The sequence below is a fragment of the Shewanella marisflavi genome, assembly GCF_023283925.1.
Classification (GTDB): Bacteria; Pseudomonadota; Gammaproteobacteria; order Enterobacterales; family Shewanellaceae; genus Shewanella; species Shewanella marisflavi.
This window is the reverse complement of sequence record NZ_JAKIKX010000003.1, coordinates 217,439-241,054: the sequence shown is the minus strand read 5'-3', so window position 1 is coordinate 241,054 and position 23,616 is coordinate 217,439. Positions and strand designations below refer to the sequence as shown.

The following is a 23,616-nucleotide window of genomic DNA, read 5'->3' as shown; positions in this document are numbered from 1 at the left end:
CTCCTTAGCTGGCGGCTTTTTCGGCCGAGTCCACCAGATGCGGTTGACCGCCCTGATAAAGGGTAAAGTCACACACCTGACCATCGACGATCTGAATATTGCGCTGGGCGCGGCGCGCCAGCTCGGGATCATGGGTCACCATGATGATGGTAGTACCCGCCTTATTGATCTCTTCTAAAAGCTCCATCACCTGACGAGCCATCAGGCTGTCCAAGTTACCTGTTGGCTCGTCGGCGAGGAGAAATCTTGGTTCGCCAGCCAGGGCGCGGGCAATCGCCACACGCTGCTGCTGACCACCGGAAAGTTGTGACGGCAGATGCTTCATACGCGCCCCCAGGCCCACCTGCTCCAGCGCGGCCTTCACCCGGCGCTGACGCTCCTTGGCGCTAAAGCCGCGGTAGCGCAATGGCACCTCGACATTCTCCGCCAGATTAAGATCCGGGATAAGGTTAAAGCCCTGAAAGATAAAGCCTATCTTCTCGTTGCGAATGGCTGCCGCCTTGTTGTCGCTCAGGTTAGAGATGTTGACATCGTCCAGATGATATTCACCGTGGGTAAAGCCCTCTAACAGGCCGGCAATATTGAGAAAGGTCGTTTTGCCTGATCCCGATGGCCCTGTGACGGCCACAAACTCGCCCTCTTTCACCTCGAGATTGAAATCCCGTAACGCATGGGTTTCCACCAAATCCGTTTTAAACACCTTGTTGATATTTTTCATCGTTAACATGGGTTGTTTCCTTCATTTTTTGTATCGCGTTATTCAGTTTGTTATTGCACCAATGTCAAAATGCTTTAGGACAATCGGGCCAATAACCATTGAGTGAGATCACCGCCAACCTTGGCGACGTCGGGAAGTTGGTTTGTATCGACGGCCTGACCATGCATGCCGGTCGCTTCTAAAATGTTGAGTCCAAGCAGGAACCAGTCTGAGGCATCCTGGGTATAGACCTGAGTCGCCACCAGCAGGAGCAATAAGGCCAGGCCTGAGACGACTTGCTGCGGATTAAGCTTTAATATCAGGGTCTTCATCGCTGCGCTCCTTAGCGGATCAATACTTGTTCCGCGTTCTTAAAGGCATCTGTGGAAGAGATAATCCACTGATCACCAGCCTCGCCACCCGAGATCACCTCGATATGACTCATGCTACGTGCCCCAAGCTGGATCTCGGTGCGCTCGGCCAGCTCCCCCTCGACCGCATAGACCAGGGTACCGCCGCCACTGTTGACGAAGGGGCCACGCTTGACCATGAGCACGTCGGGACGGTTTTCCAGTAGCACGCGGGCCGACAAGCGCTGGTTCTGACGCAGGTGTAACGCCTCTTGCTGCTTAAAGCGTACTCGGGTGGTGACCTCACGGTTGCGCACCTCAGGCGAGATGGCCGACAGTTTGCCCATCACCAGCTGACCGCCGAAATTAAGCTCGACATCCATGCCAATCCCCAGCTCGTCGGCGTAGGATTCAGGCACCGCCAGCTCGGCCTCGAAGGCGCTAAGATCCACCACGGTCAATATCGGCTGGCTCTGGCCGATGCGGGCCTTCTGCTCTGTCAACCAGTTACCTATGATGCCACCGACAGGGGCCGTGATATTTAGCGCCGCCACCTGACGTTCCAGCTCGCTAACCACTAAGGCCTGACGATCCACCTCGGAGGCCTTGTTTTTCAGCTCAAAGCTCAAGGTATCTTTCATCAGCTCGGCTTCCTGCTGAGCGTGTGCATAGAGCAACTTGGCCTTGTGCAGCTCATCCTTGCTCTTCTCATAATCTATCTTGGAGATCAGGCTAGACTCGATCAGCTGATCGCCACGACGGCTCTCGCGATCGGCGGCCTCAAGATCCACCTTAGCCATATCCAGGGTCTGTATCGCCTTAAGCTGGTCGCGGCGAGCGTCGAGACGGGCACGCTCCAGAGCGCTCTGCATCCCTTCCAGCAGCGCCTGTTGCTGCTTGAGGCTGTTGGTCAGGCTGTGGCTCTCAATGGTTGCCACCACTTGGCCCTGCTCCACCTTGTCACCTGGGTTGGCGATAAGGGTCACAGTGCCCTTCTCCGGGGCGTAGAGGATAGGGGCATTGGCGGCGACTATCTTGCCAGTCGAGGCAATATCGCGAACCAGAGTGCCGCGCTCCAGGGTGGCAAAACGCAGCTCGCTGCGGTCAATCGACTCGCTCACGCTACTGCCACTCACACTGGCCCACACCAGGCCAGAAACTAAAAGTACACCTGCGCCGATAGTGACAGGCCATTTAATGCGGCGTCCTAGACTGGGGGCAACTTGCTTATCTTGTCCGCTGGTATCTTTAATCATTGTTTATCCCTAACAGTGTCCGTTACTCGACTGAGTCGAATTCTGCCCATTAGGATTACAATTGCCGTGCCAACTTTTATATTTGCTATTTTTCAATACTTTAGATAAGAATGTCCGCTAGACGCCCCCCTAAAAGTGTCCGCGGACACCCGTAAAAGTGTCCGGTCATTTTCCCCAGGTGTCCGCATATGAGGAAAGCCTGACATATGAGAAAGCGCGGACGTATGAAAGCGTGCGGACAAATCATGAAAACGGTAGGAAGATTAGCGAGCTGGTGCGCAGCCCTTACCGCTGAAGAGCAAGGGACTGCGCCAATGAAGGGCTATCATGAAGGGCTATCAGGAAGAGCTATCAGGAAAGAATTAGAACGCCCGGGCAAAGATGGTGAAGGCGGCGATGATGGCCACAAACCAAGAAAGAGAGCGTAGCGTGCTCTTATCCATGAGATAGAAGAGGTGATAGGCACATCTGGCCGCCACATGCACTAGGGCCAACAAGCCGACGGTGTCGTCGACCTTATCTCGCGCCATTACGGTCAGCGCCGCCACCGCGAAGATCAGTAGGGACTCAAAGGCGTTCTGATGTGCCGCTAAGGCCCGGGCACCAAATCCCGTCAGCTGAGCCTGCTGGGTTCTGGGATAGGCATTATCATAGCCCCCCTGTTTGGCCATCGCCATGCCCACAGGCACCTTGGCCAGATAAGGTAGCAACATGGCAAAGAGTAAACAGCCCAAAAGCATAGTCATTAATATTCTCCTGAATTATCTCGCCCTGTCCAAGGCTTGGCACAGAGATTCAACCCCTAAGATGGCCCTTGGCGCGGCGCGATGCAAGAGGTCGGCATCTAATTGATAGATATGGCGCTGTTTCACCGCAGGGATCTCCTGCCAGGCCGACCAGTCGATCCCGCGTACATTACCCTCATCCTGGCTCTGCAGAATCACCTGAGGTTGCTTGAGCAGCACGGCCTCCAGGCTCACCTGAGGATACTCATTGCCAGAATCTCGAAATACATTCTCGCCATGACAGACCTCAATGATCTGCTCAATCCAGCTTCCCTTGGCCACCGTCATCAGGGGCACAGACCAGAGCTGATAAAAGACGCTCACCGGCGCCTTGGCCCTGTTCTCCTTTCTTAGCGCCTTGAGACCAATAAGATACTGCTCAGCCACCCGCTCTGCCTCCTGATCCTTGCCAGTCAGCTTGCCCAGCGCCAGCAGATCTTCAGCCACCGCCTCCAGCGTCTTAGGGTCACTGTTATAGATGGGATAACCCAATTGAGTCAGACGCTCGATATCCTCGCGCTTATTACCGCTACCCCAGATAACAATCAGATCAGGATCTAACTCGATCACCCTCTCTATCTGTATGCCGTAGTAGCCACCGATCCGCGGGATCGCCTTGGCCGCATCGGGAAAATCGGCGTGATCTGTAGTCGCAACCACCCTATCCCCCGCCCCTATACTAAACAGCATCTCCACCCCATGGGGCGACAAGGCGATGATCCGCTTCGCAGGCGCCGCCTTAAGCCCAGGCACGCACAGCAACAAGGCCAACATCAGCCACAGCCTAACCCTTATCTTCATCGATTCATTTTCCCTTTATTAATATCTGTCCAGCCGATCACCGCAGGAGAATTTCAATCTGTTTGCTTCTGTGGTTAAGCCCGCGCAGACAATACCGCCACAGAGGCAAACAGGCAGAAATCTAAATTGCGTCATGAAGCCCATATCCTTCATTTCAAACGGTTTGCTTCTGTGGCTAAGCCCGCGCAGACAATACCGCCACAGGAGCAAACAGGCAGAAATCTAAATTGCGTCATAAAGTGCTCTAGTGCAAGGCGCCCCGCAATGAACGGCGAAGACATACCTACTGGTAGGCGAGCCGTGAATGAGGACGCAACGCCGAAATTGAGCACTGCAATAGCAATTTTCAGTAGTCGAAGCCGAGCTGGGCTTTAACGCCGTCCTCAAACGCATGTTTTATGGGCTGCACCTCGCTCACCGTATCCGCCAGCTCCAAAATCGCCCTATGACAGGCACGCCCTGTAATGATGACATGCTGCATGGGCGGACGATTCTTAAGTGCCGTCAGTACCCGGTCCAGATCCAGGTAGTGATAGCTCACCATGTAGGTGAGCTCATCGAGCAGCACTATGTCTATGGTGTCATCGCTCAGCAGAGTCTCGGCTGCCTCCCAGGCGCTCAGCGCCGCCAGAGTATCTTTCTCTCTGTCCTGGGTCTCCCAGGTAAAGCCCGTGGCCATCACATGAAACTCGACGCCAACTTGCTCTAACACGGCGCGCTCGCCGCAGGGCCAGTTGCCCTTAATAAACTGCACCACGGCGGCCTTCTTGCCATGACCCACGGCGCGGGTGATATTGCCAAAGCCCGCCGTGGTCTTCCCCTTGCCGTTCCCCGTCATCACCAGCAAGACCCCTTTTTCGGTCTGGGCCTTGGCGATCTTGGCGTCGACCGCCTCTTTTACCTTCTGCTGGCGCGCCTTATGACGCTCGGCCTTGTCCGCTAACTGCTTGTCACTGTTCATCCTGTTCCCCTGTAAATAATTCATTTGCTCCAGTCGCCCTTTAGCGGTTTCTCTGCAGCAGTGCGCTTACGCGTGTCATATCCAGATGTTCGGCCAGCGTATCGGCCAGGCGATCTAACTGCGCCTGCTTAATTGCCTGAGTGTCGATAACCGCAGCTTGTGTCAATCCCGCCCAGCTCAGTAGCAGCTCACAGGCGGCGGGGGTATCGAACAGGCCATGCAGATAGCTGCCCAAGATCTGCCCATCCGCCGACACTGCGCCGTCGCTAAAGTGCTTGCCATCATCTCCCTCAAGCGACAAAGGATGCTTTGACGAGGACAGCACCTTGGAGCGGCCACAGTGGATCTCATAGCCAGTCACTGGCGCCGTCTCACCCTGCAAGTGCAGGCTACCGCTCACCTGAGCCAGACGCTTGCTGGCCGTCAACTCGGTCACTATGGGCAGCAGCCCCAGGCCATCGCTTTCACCCGCCTCACCCTCGACCCCTTGGGGATCTTCAATCGCCAGCCCCAACATCTGATAACCGCCGCAGATGCCGATCACCTTGCCACCATATCTTAGGTGCGCTTTAAGCATGCGATCCCAGCCCTGCTCCACCAGGGTGGCCAGATCCTGACGCACGCTCTTGCTGCCGGGCAGTATGATGAGATCCGCCTGTGGCAGTGTGCCATCGAAGGCCTCGGTCACTGTCTGATAGCGAAAGTCGATCTCAGGATGCAGCCTGAGGGGATCGAAATCCGTGTGGTTGCTGATGCGGGGAAAGACCAACACCAACACCCGAAAACGGGCGTTGCTAGCACTCACTTGACGGGCATCCAGGGCGTCTTCCGCCTCAAGATGCAGATCCTTAAGGTAGGGCAAGACACCAAGCACAGGCTTGTTTATCCTGGCCTCCAGCCAATCCAGCCCCGGCTGTAACAGCGCAATATCGCCGCGAAAGCGGTTGATCACCACGCCCTTAACCCTGGCCTGTTCCGATTCAGACAGTAATTCCAAGGTGCCGACGATATGGGCAAATACGCCTCCCTTGTCGATGTCGGCGATCAGGATCACCGGGCAGTCGACCTCCTCGGCAAAGCCCATGTTGGCGATATCCCCCTCGCGCAGGTTGATCTCCGCCGGGCTGCCCGCTCCTTCCACCAAGATCAGCGCATATTGCTCTCTTAGGCGCGACAATGAGTCGAGCACCGCCGCCATCGCCTTGGTGCGATAGCCCTGACTATCCTTGCCGAAATAGGCTTTACCGTCCATGTGCGACAGCGCCTTGCCCTGTACAATCACCTGCGAGCTGGTATCTGAGTTGGGTTTGAGCAGAATCGGGTTAAAGTCTGTATGGGGAGCCAGATAACAGGCCTCGGCCTGCAGCGCCTGGGCGCGGCCTATCTCGCCACCATCTATGGTGACGGCGCTGTTGAGCGCCATGTTTTGCGGCTTAAAGGGCGCCACCTTATCTCCCTGACGGGCGAAATAGCGGCATAGCCCCGCCACCAGGGTGCTCTTACCCGCATCCGAGGTGGTGCCCTGCACCATCAAGATAGCCGCCTGCTGAGAGCTCGGCTGAGCAGCATCAAACTGCTTATTTGGGTTATCCATTGTCATTGCTGTTAGTTCCTATCCCCTGGCGGCCTGACTCGCCGCATCCTCAAGCGTCAGCATTCTTGAGCGTCAGCGGCAGCCCGGCGCAAACCAGCACCACCTTGTCGGCCAACTCAGCAATCGCCTGGTGTAGCCAACCCGCCTCATCGACGAAGCGTCGGCTCAAGGGATCGCCAGGGACCACGCCAGAGCCCACCTCGTTACTGATCAGCACGATAGCTCCTGGGGCCGTCTTTAGGGCGCGCAGCAGCGCCGCCTTAGCGTCACACCAAGCATCCCCTTCGAGTAGCTGATTGGTCAGCCAAAGGGTGAGGCAATCGATTAAGATCACCCGATTCTCCTGGGCATTGGCCTCGATACACTCACTCAACGCCAGCGGACATTCCAGCACCTGCCAGGGAAGTTCATCCTGGGCTCGCTCCGTTTGATGGCGGGAAATACGCGCTGCCATCTCCTCATCCAGCGCCTGAGCCGTGGCCACAAACAGACACTCATAGCCCTTAGCCACATAGTCGGCCACCAAGGCCACTCCATATTGTGATTTGCCGCTGCGAGCGCCGCCTAACACCAGATGGATCATAGGCTGATCACCAGAATAAACAGATAGCAGACCAGCTCGCTCACCTGCTGGGTTGCCCCCAAGACATCCCCGGTATAGCCACCGATCTGACGCCGATAGCCGCGCACCAATAGCTGGCGCACTGCCAGTAGCACCAGGCAGAGAGAGAGCGCCGAGGCGATGCCACTCAGCCATAGAGTCACTATGCCGGTCAAAAGCAGGATCCCCAGCTCATTCAGCGTCTGTGACTGTGCCAGAGGTTTGCTCTTACTGCTGTCATCATCGCGTACATAGGTCTCGGTAAAGATCAGTGAAGCCGCCAGCAGGCGGCTCAAACAGTGTCCTACCACCAGCGCCGCCATCACAAGATCGCCATCAAACAGGGCAATTTCACTGAGCAGCACAAACTTAAACAGCAGGCTTATCACCAGCGCCAGCACGCCATAGGTACCGACGCGGGAATCTTTCATGATGGTGAGCTTATCCTGCACGCGCCAACCACCACCGAAACCGTCCGCGGTATCGGCCAAACCATCTTCGTGAAAGCCGCCGGTCAGCAGCAAACCCGTGAGCATGACCATTAAGATGGCAATATTATTGGGTAAGACTTTGGTGCTCAGGCCATAGACCAGGGCGCAGATCCCGCCTACCAATACGCCCACCAGGGCAAAATATCGGCTCGCCTGATTGAGCCGCTCACTATCCACTTGCACCCATGCCGGCATGGGGATCCGGGTAAAGAAGCCCATGGCGATAAAAAACAGGGTTAACTCTCTGGCAAACATCCCAACCTCATCCTTTTACTTGCCGTAACCGTTACATGGTTATTGCCGCTAAATCTCTATGCCCATCTCTTCGAGTGAGGCCATCTCGTTGTAAAACTTGGCCGCCGCCTGCACCAAAGGCACCGCCAGCGCGGCGCCGGTTCCCTCACCCAAACGTAGCCCCAAAGAGAGCAGAGGCCGCGCATTAAGGTGCTCGAGCATTAGCTTATGCCCCCGTTCATCCGACTCATGGGCGAAGATCATATAGTCCCGAGCGTGGGGCGCGATAGTCACCGCCGCCAGAGCCGCCGCGGTGGCGATGAAACCGTCGATCAACACCAGCATCTTAAGCTCTGCCGCCGCCAATATGGCGCCTGTCATCTGCACTATCTCAAAGCCGCCCAGGCAGGCCAATACGCCATAGGGATCGCCAAGCTGTTCGCGGTGCAGATGCAGCGCCTGTTCGACCAGCAACTGCTTACGCGCCAGGGTAGCGGCATCTATGCCTGTGCCACGACCGACACACTCGGCTGCCTCGCGCTTCAGCAACGCCGCCATAATGGCCGCCGCCGAGCTGGTATTACCTATGCCCATCTCACCAAAGGCAATTAGGTTACAGCCACGCTCATGGTGCAGCGCCACTCGCTCCCTGGCCATGGCAAAGCCTTGTTTCACCGCCCCAAGGGTCATGGCACTCTCTCTATGTATTGCGCCCGTGCCAGCCCCGAGCCTTTGGTTAATCAGCCTAGGCTGGTCGGCAATTTCATTGGCAATGCCACAATCGATCACCTCCATGGTCACCCCAGCCTGGGCACAAAAAAGATTAATCGCCGCGCCGCCAGAGAGAAAATTCATCACCATCTGAGTCGTCACCTCACTGGGCGCGATAGAGACGCCCGAGGCGGCGATGCCGTGATCGCCGGCAAACACCAACAAGGTAGGATGGACTATCTGCGGGTTATCTGGGCCCAATACCCGGGCGATAGTCATCGCCAAAGATTCCAGTTGGCCCAGTGCACCAAGGGGCTTGGTCTTGCTATCGATTCGCTGCTGGATCTTGGCATCAAATTCGCCACTGACTCCGACTATCTCAAACATACTGCTTAACCTCTATGATTGGCTGACAACACTTGCGCCCGATAGGGGACCTTTGCCTAACCACGGCGCTTACCGCCTAAAATAAACAAAAAGAACAGGCTACCGATCACCGCCGTGATAATGCCCACGGGTAGCTCCTGATAGCTGAGCAGGCACCTAGCCAGCACATCCACCCAGATCATAAACAGACCGCCCACCAAGGCCGTTAACATCAGGGCGAAGCGACCAGGCAAGAGGAGGCGCACCATATGGGGTACCATCAGGCCAACAAAACCTATGCCGCCGCAGTTGGCCACCAGCACGGCGGTGATTAACGAGCAGAGCAGCAGACTGATCAGTCGCAGGCGCCGCACCTGGATCCCTAAGGTATGGGCCGTCTCATCTCCTGCCTTGATCGCCAAAATCTGCCGCTTGAGCAACAGCAAGATAGCCGTTGCACCCAACACTATAACCCAGGGCAACCAGAGCATCTGCCAACTCGCCTTGGCAAAGCTGCCCAGGCTCCAAAACAGCACGGCGGCGGCCGACTGCGGCCCGGAGAAATAGAGCATCAGACTGGCCAGCGCCCCAAACAAAAAGGAGATCGCCACGCCGGAGAGCAGCATACGCTCTATCTGGGTGCTCAAGTTGGCGCCGCACAAGGCCAGCACCATAAGCACCGCCAGGCTGGCACCGATAAAGGCGCCGAGCGGCAAGCCGATACTGGCCAGGGCACCACCTGCCCCGCCCAACAGGGTGATCACGACCACGGCGCCAAAGGAGGCGCCCGAGGAGATACCAAATAGATAGGGGTCGGCCAAAGGGTTGCGGGTCACCGTCTGTAACACGGCGCCGGCGATGGCCAGACCGAAGCCAGCGATAAAGGCCAGCAAGATGCGCGGCAGACGTAGCTCCAGCACGATCCTGGCTGTGACGCCGCCAGGATCGGCGCCGCTCAATTTAGCCAGCAATAGCTCGAGCACCTCGATCACGCCTATCTCGGCGGCGCCGAAGCTCACCGCCAAAATAGGCGTCGCCAGCGTCAAGAGCGCCAGGCAGGCAAGCGCCAGTGAGCGCCTGGCGCTATGATCGCCACGGTTAAGGCTCAACATGATTTGCCTCCTGCTCACCGTGAGATTGGGCCTGCTCGCCGTAATAGCCATAGAAATAGTGGATCTGCGGATTACCATGCTGGGGATGAGGCGCCACCTGACAACAGACACCGAAGGTGTTGGCGATCTGGGCTTCACTCAGCACCTGCTTTGGCGTCCCCTGAGCCACGGCCCAGCCGCGATCGAGCAACAACAGCTTATCGCACATGGCACTGGCAAGATTCAGATCATGGATAGAGATCACCACTGTCACCCCAAGGGTCTTAAGCAACTCAAGGATCTGGATCTGATAACGGATATCCAGGTGATTAGTTGGCTCATCGAGGATCAATAGCTTAGGGCGCTGCACTATGGCGCGGGCGATCAGGGCGCGCTGCTTCTCACCGCCCGAGAGGGACTCGTAAGCCTGCCCGGCGCGATCGCTTAAGCCCACTGTCTCCAAGGCGCGGCGCACCGCCTGCTTGTCGGCGGGGGTCGTCATCGAAAAGGCGCTCTTGTGAGGCGTCAGCCCAAGTGCCACCAGCTGCGCCGTGGTCATGTCGAAATGCTGCGGCGTATCTTGCAGCACTACGGCGACCTCACGGGCAAAGGCCCGGGCACTCAGGCTGGCGATGGGTTGGCCAAACAGCTTGATCTCGCCGCGACTCGGGGTAAGAAAACGATATAGGCAACGCAGTAGGGTGGATTTACCGGCGCCGTTAGGGCCTATGATCCCCAGCATCTTGCCCTGGGGAAGATCTAAGCTGATATGAGATAAGATATCCCGCTCACCGCAGTGCCAGCCGAGTTCATTGACCGAGAGAACAGGCGCACAGTTGCTCGATTCATTCAGACTAGTGTGACTCGCTTGGCTGCTTAAACCTTGATTATTCTGGCCCTGGCTATTTAGAGCTAGGCTATTCGGGCCTTGCTCGCCACTCGCGCTCGCTTCTTGGCTCACCAAGGCATTCCTCGCAAGCAGCATGGCTGCGCACGCAGCCCTGGGACCAGAGTTGGCCCTTCGATTGTATTCATCTATTCGCTCCCTCAAGTCACCCGCTTGAGATAGTAGTTAGAGAGTAGGCAGGTATCCTGACTCGTGGCGACCCGGGCGATAATACGACCTGGCAGCACACTCACAGTTGCGGGCACAGTTTGGGCTAACGGCACTTGGCCTTCCCCAATTCCCTATTAAGTCCGAGTTATTCCCTGTGGGATCTCGACACCTTACTCCCGGCGCAGGCGGTCCCTGCGCCCGGTTATTATGCGGTATTTCCGCCAAGAGACAAGGCGAAACACAAGTTAGTCCATGGCTTATTCGGCGTCATGCCAGTGCAATCGCCAGTAGCCTTCCCCCCCCTTGTCGCGGTAATGACTTATCTTAACCACGCTGGCGTAATCCAGGCTTAGCTGGGTGAAGAAGCCTACCGCTCGCTCTACCCCAAGGGCCTTGGCCATCAAGTGACGGATCACCCCGCCATGGGTGATCAACAGCAAAATCTCACCGCTATGCTGATGCACCAACAGCTCGACCATCTCGTCGATACGCTGCTCAAAGGCCGCCATGGTTTCAGCCTCAGGCAAGGGATTTTTCCAGGGGTCTTGCCAATAGGCGCTCAACTCAGCCCCGTGCTCGGCGTGCAGCTCAGGAATGGGCTGACCATCCCAGCGGCCGAAATAGATCTCTTTTAAACCAGCATCTAACGCCACCTTGATCTGACTCTTACTGGTCAAATGCTCGGCAAACACGCGGCAACGCTTAAGCGGCGAGCTGATCACCCTGTCTACCGGCTCCGGCAGCTTGGCAAAGGCGAGTTGCATCTGAGCAAAACCTATCTCGGTCAGGGGCAGATCGCTGTGCCCCCTCAGCAGGTTACCGCCTTCGCATTCGCCGTGTCGCATCAAATAGAGTGTCGTTTGCGTCATATCCGCAGCATTAAACCTTTTCAAGTTAAGTCGCTAGCAGCATACCCTTATGGCAATAAGCTTGGCAACGCCAGACAATTAACACATTGAAAAACTTTCAAATTAAATATCTTTGCCGGCCTTTACATACAATGCAGTTTAAACAGGACGCAGCGGCGCAACTCTCGAATTTCATCCGGGTTTACGCTTATACTCATTTGACTTGCCCTGGGTATTATAAGTCGATTAGTATAGACGTCTATACGTTTATACATCCAAAATAAAAATAGTGCGTCGATGAGCTAGACGCAGTCAGTTTAGGCAATAGGTCAGTTGAAGTAGGTAAAAGTTATGGCGACCCCATCCCCTGTTCAAAACGTAAGACAGATTAACGACGCGATCCGCGAGCGACTCAATAACGAAATTTTGATCCTCGACGGCGCCATGGGCACCATGATCCAGAACCATAAACTGGAAGAAGCCGACTTTCGCGGCGCACGCTTTGCCGATTGGCCCTGCGATCTTAAGGGCAACAACGACCTGTTGGTGCTGACTCAAGCTGAGCTGATTAAACAGATCCACAAGGATTACCTTGAGGCTGGCGCCGACATCATAGAAACCAACACCTTTAACGCTACCCGTGTGGCCATGGCCGACTATGAGATGCAGGAGCTGTCAAGGGAGATCAACCTTGAGGGCGCTCGCCTCGCCCGCGCCGCCTGTGACGAGGTGAGCCGCGCAACTGGTCGCCAATGCTATGTTGCCGGGGTACTGGGGCCCACCAACCGCACCTGCTCTATCAGCCCGGATGTCAACGATCCCGGCTATCGCAATATCCATTTCGACGAGCTAGTCAGCGCCTATATCGAGTCCATCGAGGCACTGATAGAAGGCGGCGCCGACATCATCATGGTAGAAACCATCTTCGATACCCTCAACGCCAAGGCGGCGCTGTTTGCCATCGAAACGGTATTCGACCAGCTGGGCCAACGCCTGCCAATCATGATCTCAGGCACCATTACCGATGCCTCGGGCCGCACGCTGACGGGCCAGACCACAGAGGCCTTCTATAACTCGCTGCGCCATGTGAAGCCACTTTCTATCGGCCTCAACTGCGCCCTGGGCCCACAGGAACTGCGTCCCTATGTGGAGGAGCTGTCGAAGATCGCCGAGTGTTATGTCTCCGCCCACCCCAACGCCGGCCTGCCCAACGAGTTTGGCGGGTACGACGAGACGCCAGAGGAGATGGCCGAGGTCATAGGCCCTTGGGCAGAGGAAGGTTTGCTCAACATTATCGGCGGCTGCTGCGGTACCACACCTGAGCATATCAAGGTGATCCGCGCGGCTGTCACTAAACACAGCGCGCGCACATTGCCTAAACTGCCCGTAGCCTGCCGCCTATCGGGACTGGAGCCCCTAACCATAGACGCTGACTCCCTGTTTGTGAACGTGGGCGAGCGCACCAATGTCACCGGCTCGGCCAAGTTTCTGCGGCTGATCAAGACTGGCGAATACGAAGAGGCGCTGTCGGTCGCCCGGGATCAGGTAGAGAACGGTGCCCAGATCATCGATATCAACATGGATGAGGGGATGCTCGACGGCGTCGAGGTGATGCAGAAGTTTCTCAACCTTATCGCCTCAGAGCCAGATATCAGCCGGGTACCTATCATGATCGACTCCTCCAAGTGGGAGGTGATCGAAGCCGGACTCAAATGCATTCAAGGCAAAGGGGTGGTCAACTCCATCTCCCTCAAGGAGGGCGAAGAGAAGTTTATCGAGCAGGCCACCCTGGTAAAACGCTACGGCGCGGCGGCCATCATCATGGCCTTCGACGAGGTCGGTCAGGCCGACACCATGGCGCGCAAGATAGAGATCTGTACCCGCGCCTACCGGGTATTGGTCGATAAAGTGGGCTTCCCGCCAGAAGATATTATCTTCGACCCTAACATCTTCGCCATCGCCACCGGCATCGACGAACACGACAACTATGCGGTGGACTTCATCGAGGCAACGCGCGAGATCAAGTGCACCCTGCCCCATGCGATGATCTCCGGCGGGGTATCGAATGTCTCCTTCTCTTTCCGCGGCAACAACCCGGTGCGCGAAGCGATCCACGCCGTGTTCCTCTACCACGCCATCCAGGCGGGGATGGACATGGGGATAGTCAACGCCGGGCAGCTGGCGATCTATGATGATATCGATCCCGAACTGAAGGCCAGGGTTGAGGCTGTGGTGCTAAATCTGCCCTGCCCGGTTGAAGGTTCTAACAACACAGAGCAGCTGCTGGAGATCGCCGAGCAGTACCGTGGCGACGGCTCCGCTGGCCCCAAGAAAGAAGATCTTGAGTGGCGCAGCTGGCCGGTCAACAAGCGTCTAGAGCACGCCCTGGTTAAGGGGATCACCGACTTTATTGACCAAGACACCGAAGAGGCGCGCCAGCAGGCCACTCGTCCACTGGATGTGATCGAAGGCCCGCTGATGGACGGCATGAACGTGGTCGGCGACCTGTTTGGCTCGGGTAAGATGTTCCTGCCTCAGGTAGTGAAATCGGCGCGGGTAATGAAAAAGGCCGTGGCCTACCTCAACCCCTTTATCGAAGCCGAGAAGGTCGAGGGGCAGTCCAACGGCAAGATCCTCATGGTCACGGTAAAGGGCGACGTGCACGACATCGGCAAGAACATCGTTGGGGTGGTGCTGGCCTGTAACGGCTATGAGGTGATCGATCTGGGTGTCATGGTGCCGGTCGAGAAGATCATCGAGGTGGCCAAGGCGGAAAATGTCGACATTATCGGTATGTCGGGGCTGATCACCCCAAGCCTGGATGAGATGGTACACAACGTCAAAGCCTTCCATAAGGCGGGACTCACCATCCCCTCCATCATAGGCGGCGCCACCTGCTCTAAGATACACACAGCGGTCAAGATTGCCCCTCACGCCCCCGAAGGCGCTATCTATATCGCCGACGCCTCACGCGCCGTGCCCATGGTGGCTAAGCTGATCAGCAACGAAACCCGTCAGGCGACCATAGACACCACCTATGACGAGTATCAGATGATGCGCGACAAACGCAATTCACAGGCTAAGCGCAAGCAGATCATCTCCATCGAGGCGGCGCGGGAAAACCGCTGCCAGCAGGACTGGAACACGCATACGCCTTTCGTGCCCAATCAACTGGGCAGACAGGTATTTGACGACTATCCGCTGGAAGATCTTATCGAGCGTATCGACTGGACACCGTTTTTCCGCAGCTGGGAACTACATGGCCACTTCCCCAAGATCCTCGACGACGAGGTAGTGGGCGAAGAGGCGCGAAAGCTCTATCAAGATGCCAAGGCGATGCTCAAAACCATTATCGAAGAGAAATGGCTTACGGCAAAGGCGGTTATCGGCCTCTTCCCGGCCAACACGGTTAACCATGATGATATCGAGATCTACACCGACGAGACCCGCAGCCAGGTCGAGATGACCACCCACCATCTGCGGATGCAGATAGAGCGTGTCGGTAACGACAACTTCTGTCTCGCCGACTTTGTCGCGCCGAAAGACTCAGGCGTCGCCGACTACATGGGCGGCTTCGCCGTCACCGCCGGGCACGGCATCGACGAGCATGTGGCCCGCTTCGAAGCCAACCACGACGATTACAACGCCATCATGCTCAAGTGTCTGGCCGACCGACTGGCCGAGGCCTTCGCCGAGCGGATGCACGAGCGGGTACGTAAGGAGTTCTGGGGCTACGCCGCCGACGAGCAGCTAGACAACGAGGCACTGATCCGCGAGAAATACAAAGGCATACGTCCGGCTCCCGGCTACCCTGCCTGCCCGGATCACACCGAAAAAGGCCTGCTGTGGGAACTACTAAAGCCCGATGAGACCATAGATCTTAAGATCACCGAAAGCTACGCCATGTTCCCCACCGCCGCCGTCTCCGGCTGGTACTTCGCCCACCCGCAGTCGCGCTACTTCGGCGTAACCAATATCGGCCGGGATCAGGTGGAGGACTATGCCAAACGTAAAGGAATGAGTGTCGAGGAGACAGAGCGCTGGTTGGCACCAGTGCTTGATTATGATGTTTAACGGGAAGTGATCTGGAGTCATCACATAGACTCCTTTGATAACCCAAACTTCGTTTGAACATTAGTTGTGAGGGTTCCATTTCTCACCTATGGGCGTATACGGCCTTACGGCCGAGGTAAGTCGTGGGTCTTCAACCCACACCCGACCAAAAGGGGAAAAGCGCCTGTTCCCCTTTTGACTTCTTCATGAACATCAGCCCTGGCACTCCTGACGAAGCTGTTTATCATTCTGCTTCGCTCTATCTCCAGCTTCCATGCAGTCGTTAGTTACATTGGTAGAGGCGTAAAATACATTTACACTTCTTTTGAATATAAATAATAATACACGAAAAACATCATTCAAACTCATAGAATTGATCCGGATACATTAGCATTTCTAGCAACTCTAAGCTTCCTTGTTTTATATTTGATGACATTGGCGAAACATTAATCATAAGCTTTAACGTCGTGCAAAAACTTTCATCAAATGTATCCGACCTCAAGCATTCGTTAAGAATATTTTCAACAACCACATCCTCGGCTAACAATGAAAATGCACCACGCCAAAAAGTCAACCCCAAATAGTCTAAAAGTTCATGATATTGCTTTGAAGATAATAACTGTGCAACTAAACTCTCTTGATACCTGAAATGCCCAAATGATACCGAACCATCTATTTCATCAAAAAGCAATATATTACATGGGTTGATTAATTCCTTTATCGCTGTCAATATTGCCTGAGAAGAATAACGTTTACTTAGCAACTCTACTGCAATTCTTTCTAACGATTTAAGTTGCATTGTTCTAACTTGATACCGATGAAAAATAAAAGCGATTTCTTTAGCAAAATCTTGTAGAATTACAGGCGAGGTAACTTGCCTATTAACCTTTCTAAATTCATCATACTTTCCAGTTAACAAATACAACCTTTCCTTATAGAGAGCCCCTTCTGAATTGGGTAACTCTACCCCTTTTTCCACCAATGAAGATGCAATTGTTGCTAGTAATGGGTTAGAGACTAAATCTTTAATACACTTACTTTCAATTGTTCTCCACAGTTTCTTTGCTAAAAGTTCATTTTTACACCATCCAAAAATAAATCTCTTCAATTGTTCATCATTAAATGGCAACAAAGAAATACCCAAAAAGTCTATATCTGACAAATACTCAGCATTATCCCTACTAGTAATAATGACTTGGCACTTTGGGTTTTTCAACTTGAATCTTTTAATAGCCTTTATAAAATTTGGAACATAGCCATATATCTCATCCACTCCATCAAGCAATATCGGAGATGTTTGCAGCATCCTTCTTAATTCATCAATATTCTCTTTCGAAACATCACAACCATTAATCCTCAAAATACATTTAATCAACGCGTCAGTTTCTATAACCTCTCCCTTACCCACATTAAAATAATCACAAAAAACATTTTTATATCTTGATAACTCAATAAACACACATTTCTTATTTGGAATTTTATGACACTTTGCAGCATAAGATTGAAGCGTGGTTGTTTTACCAAAACCTGCACCACCAAATATCGCTATATCCTTACCTGAATCAAGAACCAAAGATGGCGGGAAAGATATTCTATTCTCTATAGAAACAAAATCATCATGCTCTACAATATTATATATAGGAGAGTCATTAGAAAACACTATATTCTGTATTTTTATTAACTCTTCTGCGTTATTTAAAAATTCATAAACAACTAATTGATCAGCTACTCCACTTTTAATTTTACTCAAACATTCCAAATGAAATGATGCTTTATCTTTAAGTAGATTATTAATAAAATTCTGAGACAATGAGATTTCTACTACAGGCCTTTCTATAACACACTCCAAATATGCTTCATACTTTTTGATAGAGTCGAATATATCAGACTGTAGGTTTTTACCACCAACTATATGAACAAGATACTTCTCATCAACTGAGGTCAATACATTTCTTGCCCTCCAGCCATCAACTGTTTTTAATATAAATTCACTTTCAGCCGGAGTAATATCACGTCGATACTTAGCATCCATAACCCTCTCTGAGAACATTGAAATCTTATTATCTAAATTTTCACCCTCAGATTTAAAATTAATCTTAACATTAATATTCTCTTGAGATGAGTATTGTTCAAATGCCTTAACGTATGACTCTTTAATATCACAAAAAGGTTTTTCTATAAATCTAATCCCACATAACTTAAATATATCAGAGTCAGCTTTACCAAACCATTCAAGTTCATCTTCACCACACTCAAAACTGTGCTCTAATTTCTCAAACCCGTTGGTTATCAATGAACGCTCAAGCTTCTGACCTATAAAAAACTCCAAATCACAATAGTAGTCAGATATGTTTTTCTCAGATTTACAAAATAACGCTTCTTGCAGAGGGATATTACCTTTTAAAAAATCTGTATTCTCAGTAATAAAGGACGGATGCCCAGCTAATCCCTCTAGAGCTTCTGGAGCATGCTTCTGTAAAAGGTCCAATATTTTTGGACCCTCTAATAATTTAACTTCATGGCCACAATATTTTAACTGCCCAAATATCTCATTTCTAAGTCTAGGGTTAATTGTTCCAGGAATTGCTAAATAAGCCTCATTTGCAACTTGTAAATTTCCATTTGGTAATCTTTGCGGATTCATCAAGCATTGCCTAAGCTGATGAATAATATCCGACAATTCGCCACGAGGCTTTGTTTTTTCTGATGACTTTATTTTTTTAGATTGTATACAGACAACATAAAACGAATCATCTAATTCATTTTTCTTTAAAGCTATATGATCGACCCCTTCTTCATAAGGCCCACCATTAAATTGAGACCAATGATACCCTAAAGATTGAAAAATAGGCTTAATAATATTTTTAGTGAAATCATTTTCATCCATACCTTCTAAAGCACCTAATAGAGAGCGCTTATTCATTTCATCTTTCACTAATTTTCTCCAATTCTATCGATGGTTAGAAGATAATAATTTACAATATGATTTCAAAATATATTTATTGTGCTCCGAATCAAAATACATACAGACAATCATCATGTCTAGAGCTTTCTATGCATACTTTCGTTGTATAATTCATATTACAACAAGTAGTTAATACTCTTCTAAAGTCAACATCAACGAAATGCCGGTTGTGGGATGGAATCCCACGACTTTATTCGGTCGCCAGACCGAAGCTCGCCAAAGAGGCGGAACAAAACCCCACGACTTAAATATCCAAACAAAGTTTGAACCAGCACTCCTCTCATCTAACAACCTAACCTCAAATAATTGCTGGTTGTGGCTACAACAAATCCCCATCGAAGTTGCCGAAATACGTAGATGAAAATGCCGTATAGCCATCATGGACGATGGCTAAGGCTCGGAGGGACAGGAGTCCCATCCGAGTCGTTAGGCGATTTTCATTGGAGTATGAGGGCAAACAACTTCGTCTGGGGCGTCTGGGTGGATGCAAGGAGGGCGAGGACGAGCAGTCCTCCTTGCCCGGGTGTGGGATGGAATCCCACGACTTACCTCGGCCATCAGGCCGCATTTTCCCAGGTGTGGGATGGAATCCCACGACTTATCTCGGCCGTAAGGCCGTACATTCCCTGGTGTGGAACGGAGTTCCACGACTTTTTCAGCCGTGAGGCTAATTAACCCTGAGTGAAACTTACCTCGGCCATCAAGCCGCATTTTCCTGGGTGTGGGATGGAATCCCACGACTTTATTCGGTCGCCAGACCGAAGCTCGCCAAAGGGGCGGAACAGAACCCAACGACTCTCCTCGGTCGCCAGACCAACACTCGTAACTGTCGAGTTAAACCTGATACACAGTGATTAATCCAAGATCTAACGGTTTAGGCTTCCTTAAAAAGAAACGAAATGATAACTTAAACCACTAAATTAAATAACAAAATAAAGTTCTATTAATTTAGACAAGGTTGAATTAAACACTAACTTTTTCAGGGAAGACATATGAAACTCTTAAAAGGGACTCCCCTCCTATTATCGGGAATATTGCTGACCGCCTGCGGTGGCAGCTCAGATGAAACAGATAACAATCAAAATTCAAACTTGCCAGTTAAGCAAATAGTCGGCGAGTTTAAGTCAAGCGCGACTCAATGCGATTATAGTGTTGCCAACACAGATGTAACCCTTATTGTTCATAAGGCTGACGGCTCTGTTCTCAGTCAATACCAGATGGATACTCAAGGAAAGTTTGATATTCCATGGCCCAAAGATGCCAAACATCTCACCACGATTTGGCAAGACAACGGATACTACAATATTGACACCTCACTCAACTTAAATGTGAGTGACATGGGCATTCAAAATTTCTATTCAGACGCGTTAAATGCTAACTGTATCTGCCAGGATATCAGCCTGGATTACAGTGACATTGCAGCGGCTTATCCAAATCATCAATTACAAATCGCAAGCACTATCATAGATACCTCGGCGCCCGGTGCTCAACGTGTATGCCGCGCGCCTCAAGAAGCATTCAAGCCTTTAGATCTACTCTTATTGCCGACGAACGAAGCCGACGAAGAAGCCTATGGTGCATTGCTCGACATCCCCAATGCGCAAAACACTATCGCTGTCTCTGCAGACATCTTCACCGAAGAGAAGAATCAGGCAAAAAAGGTCAATTACTATAGAGGCTATCTAGATGTTGACGTCATTTATGCATACGGCTCAAACGAAAGTGGACGGGTACACTTTCAGTACCGACCAATGGATTACTACAATCCTCAACCGAATGTTTTTGTGCTTCCACAACTCAATCCCAAAAATTTCATTCAGTTCTATAGACATGAACAACTTCGCAACGACCAAGAGTCTTTAGTTTTTTACTCTGCAGGAGGCAGGTATCCAATTAACGACCCAGATGAAAACCATGAAATCCTGCTGCCAGAAAACCAGTTCGAATTACTAGAAGCAATGACAGATATTGCGACCAATTCGAGCTCGCAAACAAACTACGACTTCACCAATTTTAATACCGGATATCAAGCCATGCAGCTCAGTGTAGTGAGTAGCAATTTGGACTGGACGATATTTGGTGAACTAAGCGGTGTCATTCCTGACCTGAAATTTCCATCAGCAATAGAAGATAGCTTGTCGACACAAATTGAAAAAGTCGACCTCACACTCTTTGGTTATTATCATGCGGCCGGCATGAACGGTATTCGTGAAGCCTGGGCCAAAGACTCTAGAAGTGGCAGTGAAATCCGCTCAGCTTATTTCGACAACTATGTTGTAGAGTCAATCACAACCGACATCAAATAACCGCCCTATTGGTCATCTTGCTGACAGTATGCTTATCCATACTGTCAGCCATCTCATATGAAGATTGCAACACTTGCTCCCACCAAGCATTAGACTTACCTCTTGCGACTAATGATGTCGCTCTACTCGATTAACACTGTGATTTACCTATCCTGTTTAGCGGCCAGCACTTCAAGTGCCATGGCACAATTTCCACGACTTTTATCGTTCCCAGATCCCCTTCCCCATCAGAGAATCAAAGACACAAAACACTATAAGGAAAGTCATCTTCAGATGCAGGCCATAACTCAATCGCCATGAGATAAAAATGCCAGTCAGTTTAACTGACCGGCATTTTGCTTAGAGACAAAGTGGTTTGGAGATGAAGTGACTACTTAGCGTAGTTCGACAGGCCACTCTTTCTTAACACGCTCATTAATGAACTCTTCTTTAGCCGCTTTCATAGCGTCTAAGTTAAGGCCAGCTTCTAGTTGTACCTCAGCTTTCGTATCGTACTTGGTGGCGTCATAGACATAATCAGGCGCATATTTAGCCAGTAGCAAGTCAGCTTCAGCAATCACAGTGTCCAGAATGGCATTAGACTTAACCAACAGACGTTTTGCTTCGGTAAAGTTATGCGCGTACATACCATGTGAGGCCGTTGCACTATCCCAGAACCACTGAGCATTTCTGAGTTTACCAAGCAGACTATTCATTTCGGTCGCTAACTCATTGCCTGCTTTCAGCGCAGCCTCATAGTTACCTTTAGCTTCGCCAATCGTCTTGCCAGCTTCGATACCTTCAACACCATTTGCAGCCCAGATAGCCTGTGCCTTAAAGTGTGCTTCGGTCAGACGAGGATCGGTACCCGTAGCTGCGAAACGCAGCTTCTCAATCTCTGTCTTTCTCTTTTCCAGAATAGACTCAAGCGCACTATCATTGTGACAAGTCGTACAGTCTGAAGGGAGCTTGGCGGGGTCAAATTTAACATTGTGGTTCGAGTATTCGATACCATCAGCATTTGTAGCTTTAGGCATATGACAGGTATTACAGCTGAACTCAAGGTGGTTAGGCATCACATGGGAAGCTCTATCCATTAAGTTTTCATATTCAGGATGTTGCGTTTTCAGTGATGGCGTACCAGAAATGGCGTTAGTCCAATCTTTAAAATTAATCTTGTCGTAGTAGGCTAACTGAGCCTCGGCAGCGAAGCCCTTATAGAGCTTATCATCACCCGTGTAACCTACGACACTTGCATAATCGGTTTCTACACCAGGAACCCAGTGATCCCATGGGAAGCGCACTTTTTTACTGTCGGTACCATCGAAGTAGTATTCGACGTGACACTGAGCACAAGTTTGGCTCGCTTGATCATTATGATTTTGCGCTTCGAATGTCAGACCCACTTTTGTCATAGCACGGTCGGCATATGGACGGCTCAAACGCAGTGTATTTTCACCCAGCTCATGACAATCGGCACAACCTATGGTGTTGCTCATCTCATGGCCCCACGTGGACCAGCTATTGTTGGCAAACTTACCTTCACCCACCAGATCGTACATGCGTGCAACGTCTGGAGACTTACAAGACCAGCAAGATGCCGCCATCGCTTCGCCGACAACATTACCATCATGACCGACAATCGGATTACCGGTTCGCAGCGTTTTGATCACATCGGTCAATGCATAATGGTGGCCGCGAGCGCGGTTGTAATCTTTGGCAAAACCATAACCAGCCCAAGCGCTAACCAAATTAGGGTTAGCTTCTAGCAGATCGGTTGGCGCACCAGACTCAGGGTTGTTTTCTTCAGTGCTTGCCCAAGTGGCATGTTGATCGGGGAAGTTTTCCTGCCAGTTATCGCTGTTATATAGGTCGACAGGCCCAGTTGATGGCGGAATAACACAGGTATTGGTCTCTGCATCTAACACAGTTCCTTCACCGCACACGACAGGATCAACGGGATCGACGGGGTCAACAGCAATCACTTCACAGATATTCGTCTCAGTATTGAGTATTGAACCCTCACCACAAGTCACTAATTGTGTGTCATCGTCATCACCACAGCCAACTAATACGGCAGAGACCGCAATAGCAACTGCAAGCTTTTGTAATTTCATCTTACTCTCCTGCAAGTGAACTTTATTCACTTTTTATGTAGTTATTTTATTGTAAGCACTGCGTCATCAAGACGATTAAAGCTATATCAAAAGGGATAGTTAAGAAGAAACATACGGATAACATTTGTGTGAAGATTGTCACTGGCGATCAGTCAAAATATCCCTAAAGAGGTATATTGATTACTGCTTCAAGATCAAACTTTTCACCATAAATGATATATTCAACAAAGATAATTAAGACTAAGTCACTATATAAAAAGAGAAAACAAACAAACGCTCATATATTGACCGCTAATATAGTGGTATATGCCGACCTATCTAGCCTGTGGCATTTTTAGCCAGCAAGGTTGGCT

The 23,616-nt window shown here is 51.4% G+C and carries 17 protein-coding genes and 1 riboswitch; of the genes, 2 read left to right on the top strand and 15 right to left on the bottom strand.

The window, feature by feature from the left end; genetic code table 11:
- Nucleotides 1-4 precede the first annotated feature (4 nt).
- The 13 genes from L2712_RS08655 to L2712_RS08595 all read right to left on the bottom strand — a co-directional run bounded on the left by L2712_RS08655 (nt 5) and on the right by L2712_RS08595 (nt 11,864).
- The gene (locus L2712_RS08655) at nt 5-727 is read right to left on the bottom strand and encodes an ABC transporter ATP-binding protein (protein ID WP_033539911.1); all 723 of its coding nucleotides are present in this window, start codon (nt 725-727) and stop codon (nt 5-7) included.
- A 65-nt stretch (nt 728-792) separates the two neighbouring features.
- Entirely contained in the window at nt 793-1,029 is a 237-nt protein-coding gene (locus L2712_RS08650; protein ID WP_033539910.1) for a hypothetical protein, read from the bottom strand.
- An 11-nt stretch (nt 1,030-1,040) separates the two neighbouring features.
- Nucleotides 1,041-2,303 (bottom strand): efflux RND transporter periplasmic adaptor subunit, encoded by a 1,263-nt coding sequence (locus tag L2712_RS08645; protein WP_248977523.1) that lies wholly within the window; start codon nt 2,301-2,303, stop codon nt 1,041-1,043.
- A 362-nt stretch (nt 2,304-2,665) separates the two neighbouring features.
- Nucleotides 2,666-3,049 carry an MAPEG family protein gene (locus L2712_RS08640; protein ID WP_248977522.1) on the bottom strand — a complete coding sequence of 128 codons (384 nt, stop codon included), beginning with the start codon at nt 3,047-3,049 and terminating at the stop codon, nt 2,666-2,668.
- A gap of 15 nt (nt 3,050-3,064) precedes the next feature.
- Nucleotides 3,065-3,889 carry a cobalamin-binding protein gene (locus L2712_RS08635; protein WP_428848616.1) on the bottom strand — a complete coding sequence of 275 codons (825 nt, stop codon included), beginning with the start codon at nt 3,887-3,889 and terminating at the stop codon, nt 3,065-3,067.
- A gap of 346 nt (nt 3,890-4,235) precedes the next feature.
- On the bottom strand, nt 4,236-4,850 hold the full coding sequence (gene cobO / locus L2712_RS08630) for a cob(I)yrinic acid a,c-diamide adenosyltransferase (RefSeq protein WP_248977521.1): 615 nt from the start codon (nt 4,848-4,850) through the stop codon (nt 4,236-4,238).
- Nucleotides 4,851-4,890: 40 nt separating this feature from the next.
- Nucleotides 4,891-6,450, bottom strand: coding sequence for a cobyric acid synthase (locus tag L2712_RS08625; RefSeq protein ID WP_428848615.1), 1,560 nt, complete (start codon nt 6,448-6,450; stop codon nt 4,891-4,893).
- Between the two features lie 43 nt (nt 6,451-6,493).
- On the bottom strand, nt 6,494-7,027 hold the full coding sequence (cobU, locus tag L2712_RS08620) for a bifunctional adenosylcobinamide kinase/adenosylcobinamide-phosphate guanylyltransferase (RefSeq protein WP_248977520.1): 534 nt from the start codon (nt 7,025-7,027) through the stop codon (nt 6,494-6,496).
- On the bottom strand, nt 7,024-7,791 hold the full coding sequence (locus L2712_RS08615; protein ID WP_248977519.1) for an adenosylcobinamide-GDP ribazoletransferase: 768 nt from the start codon (nt 7,789-7,791) through the stop codon (nt 7,024-7,026). The genes cobU and L2712_RS08615 overlap by 4 nt, the downstream gene beginning before the upstream one ends.
- Before the next feature lie 48 nt (nt 7,792-7,839).
- A complete protein-coding gene (gene cobT, locus L2712_RS08610; RefSeq protein ID WP_248977518.1) occupies nt 7,840-8,868 on the bottom strand; it encodes a nicotinate-nucleotide--dimethylbenzimidazole phosphoribosyltransferase in 1,029 nt (342 codons plus the stop codon).
- Nucleotides 8,869-8,924: 56 nt separating this feature from the next.
- A complete protein-coding gene (locus L2712_RS08605; RefSeq protein ID WP_248977517.1) occupies nt 8,925-9,959 on the bottom strand; it encodes a FecCD family ABC transporter permease in 1,035 nt (344 codons plus the stop codon).
- Nucleotides 9,946-10,791, bottom strand: a complete 846-nt coding sequence (locus L2712_RS08600; RefSeq protein ID WP_248977665.1) for an ABC transporter ATP-binding protein — start codon at nt 10,789-10,791, stop codon at nt 9,946-9,948. The genes L2712_RS08605 and L2712_RS08600 overlap by 14 nt, the downstream gene beginning before the upstream one ends.
- Before the next feature lie 212 nt (nt 10,792-11,003).
- Nucleotides 11,004-11,184, bottom strand: a riboswitch (cobalamin riboswitch).
- Nucleotides 11,185-11,252: 68 nt separating this feature from the next.
- Nucleotides 11,253-11,864 carry a histidine phosphatase family protein gene (locus L2712_RS08595; RefSeq protein WP_248977516.1) on the bottom strand — a complete coding sequence of 204 codons (612 nt, stop codon included), beginning with the start codon at nt 11,862-11,864 and terminating at the stop codon, nt 11,253-11,255.
- A gap of 330 nt (nt 11,865-12,194) precedes the next feature.
- Between L2712_RS08595 and metH the strand changes: the two genes are divergently transcribed.
- A complete protein-coding gene (gene metH / locus L2712_RS08590) occupies nt 12,195-15,917 on the top strand; it encodes a methionine synthase (protein WP_248977515.1) in 3,723 nt (1,240 codons plus the stop codon).
- Between the two features lie 334 nt (nt 15,918-16,251).
- Here metH and L2712_RS08585 read toward each other — a convergent pair whose 3' ends face one another.
- On the bottom strand, nt 16,252-18,831 hold the full coding sequence (locus L2712_RS08585; RefSeq protein WP_248977514.1) for an NACHT domain-containing protein: 2,580 nt from the start codon (nt 18,829-18,831) through the stop codon (nt 16,252-16,254).
- A gap of 1,022 nt (nt 18,832-19,853) precedes the next feature.
- Here L2712_RS08585 and L2712_RS08580 point away from each other — a divergent pair.
- A complete protein-coding gene (locus L2712_RS08580; protein WP_248977513.1) occupies nt 19,854-21,167 on the top strand; it encodes a hypothetical protein in 1,314 nt (437 codons plus the stop codon).
- Between the two features lie 374 nt (nt 21,168-21,541).
- Here L2712_RS08580 and L2712_RS08575 read toward each other — a convergent pair whose 3' ends face one another.
- The gene (locus L2712_RS08575) at nt 21,542-23,263 is read right to left on the bottom strand and encodes an ammonia-forming cytochrome c nitrite reductase subunit c552 (RefSeq protein ID WP_248977512.1); all 1,722 of its coding nucleotides are present in this window, start codon (nt 23,261-23,263) and stop codon (nt 21,542-21,544) included.
- Nucleotides 23,264-23,616: the final 353 nt, after the last annotated feature.

Coding starts and splice junctions, on each gene's coding strand:
- L2712_RS08655 (WP_033539911.1), bottom strand. CDS start 727: ATGTTAACGATGAAAAATATCAACAAGGTGTTTAAAACGGATTTGGTG.
- L2712_RS08650 (WP_033539910.1), bottom strand. CDS start 1,029: ATGAAGACCCTGATATTAAAGCTTAATCCGCAGCAAGTCGTCTCAGGC.
- L2712_RS08645 (WP_248977523.1), bottom strand. CDS start 2,303: ATGATTAAAGATACCAGCGGACAAGATAAGCAAGTTGCCCCCAGTCTA.
- L2712_RS08640 (WP_248977522.1), bottom strand. CDS start 3,049: ATGACTATGCTTTTGGGCTGTTTACTCTTTGCCATGTTGCTACCTTAT.
- L2712_RS08635 (WP_428848616.1), bottom strand. CDS start 3,889: ATGAAGATAAGGGTTAGGCTGTGGCTGATGTTGGCCTTGTTGCTGTGC.
- cobO (WP_248977521.1), bottom strand. CDS start 4,850: ATGAACAGTGACAAGCAGTTAGCGGACAAGGCCGAGCGTCATAAGGCG.
- L2712_RS08625 (WP_428848615.1), bottom strand. CDS start 6,450: ATGACAATGGATAACCCAAATAAGCAGTTTGATGCTGCTCAGCCGAGC.
- cobU (WP_248977520.1), bottom strand. CDS start 7,027: ATGATCCATCTGGTGTTAGGCGGCGCTCGCAGCGGCAAATCACAATAT.
- L2712_RS08615 (WP_248977519.1), bottom strand. CDS start 7,791: ATGTTTGCCAGAGAGTTAACCCTGTTTTTTATCGCCATGGGCTTCTTT.
- cobT (WP_248977518.1), bottom strand. CDS start 8,868: ATGTTTGAGATAGTCGGAGTCAGTGGCGAATTTGATGCCAAGATCCAG.
- L2712_RS08605 (WP_248977517.1), bottom strand. CDS start 9,959: ATGTTGAGCCTTAACCGTGGCGATCATAGCGCCAGGCGCTCACTGGCG.
- L2712_RS08595 (WP_248977516.1), bottom strand. CDS start 11,864: ATGACGCAAACGACACTCTATTTGATGCGACACGGCGAATGCGAAGGC.
- metH (WP_248977515.1), top strand. CDS start 12,195: ATGGCGACCCCATCCCCTGTTCAAAACGTAAGACAGATTAACGACGCG.
- L2712_RS08580 (WP_248977513.1), top strand. CDS start 19,854: ATGAAACTCTTAAAAGGGACTCCCCTCCTATTATCGGGAATATTGCTG.
- L2712_RS08575 (WP_248977512.1), bottom strand. CDS start 23,263: ATGAAATTACAAAAGCTTGCAGTTGCTATTGCGGTCTCTGCCGTATTA.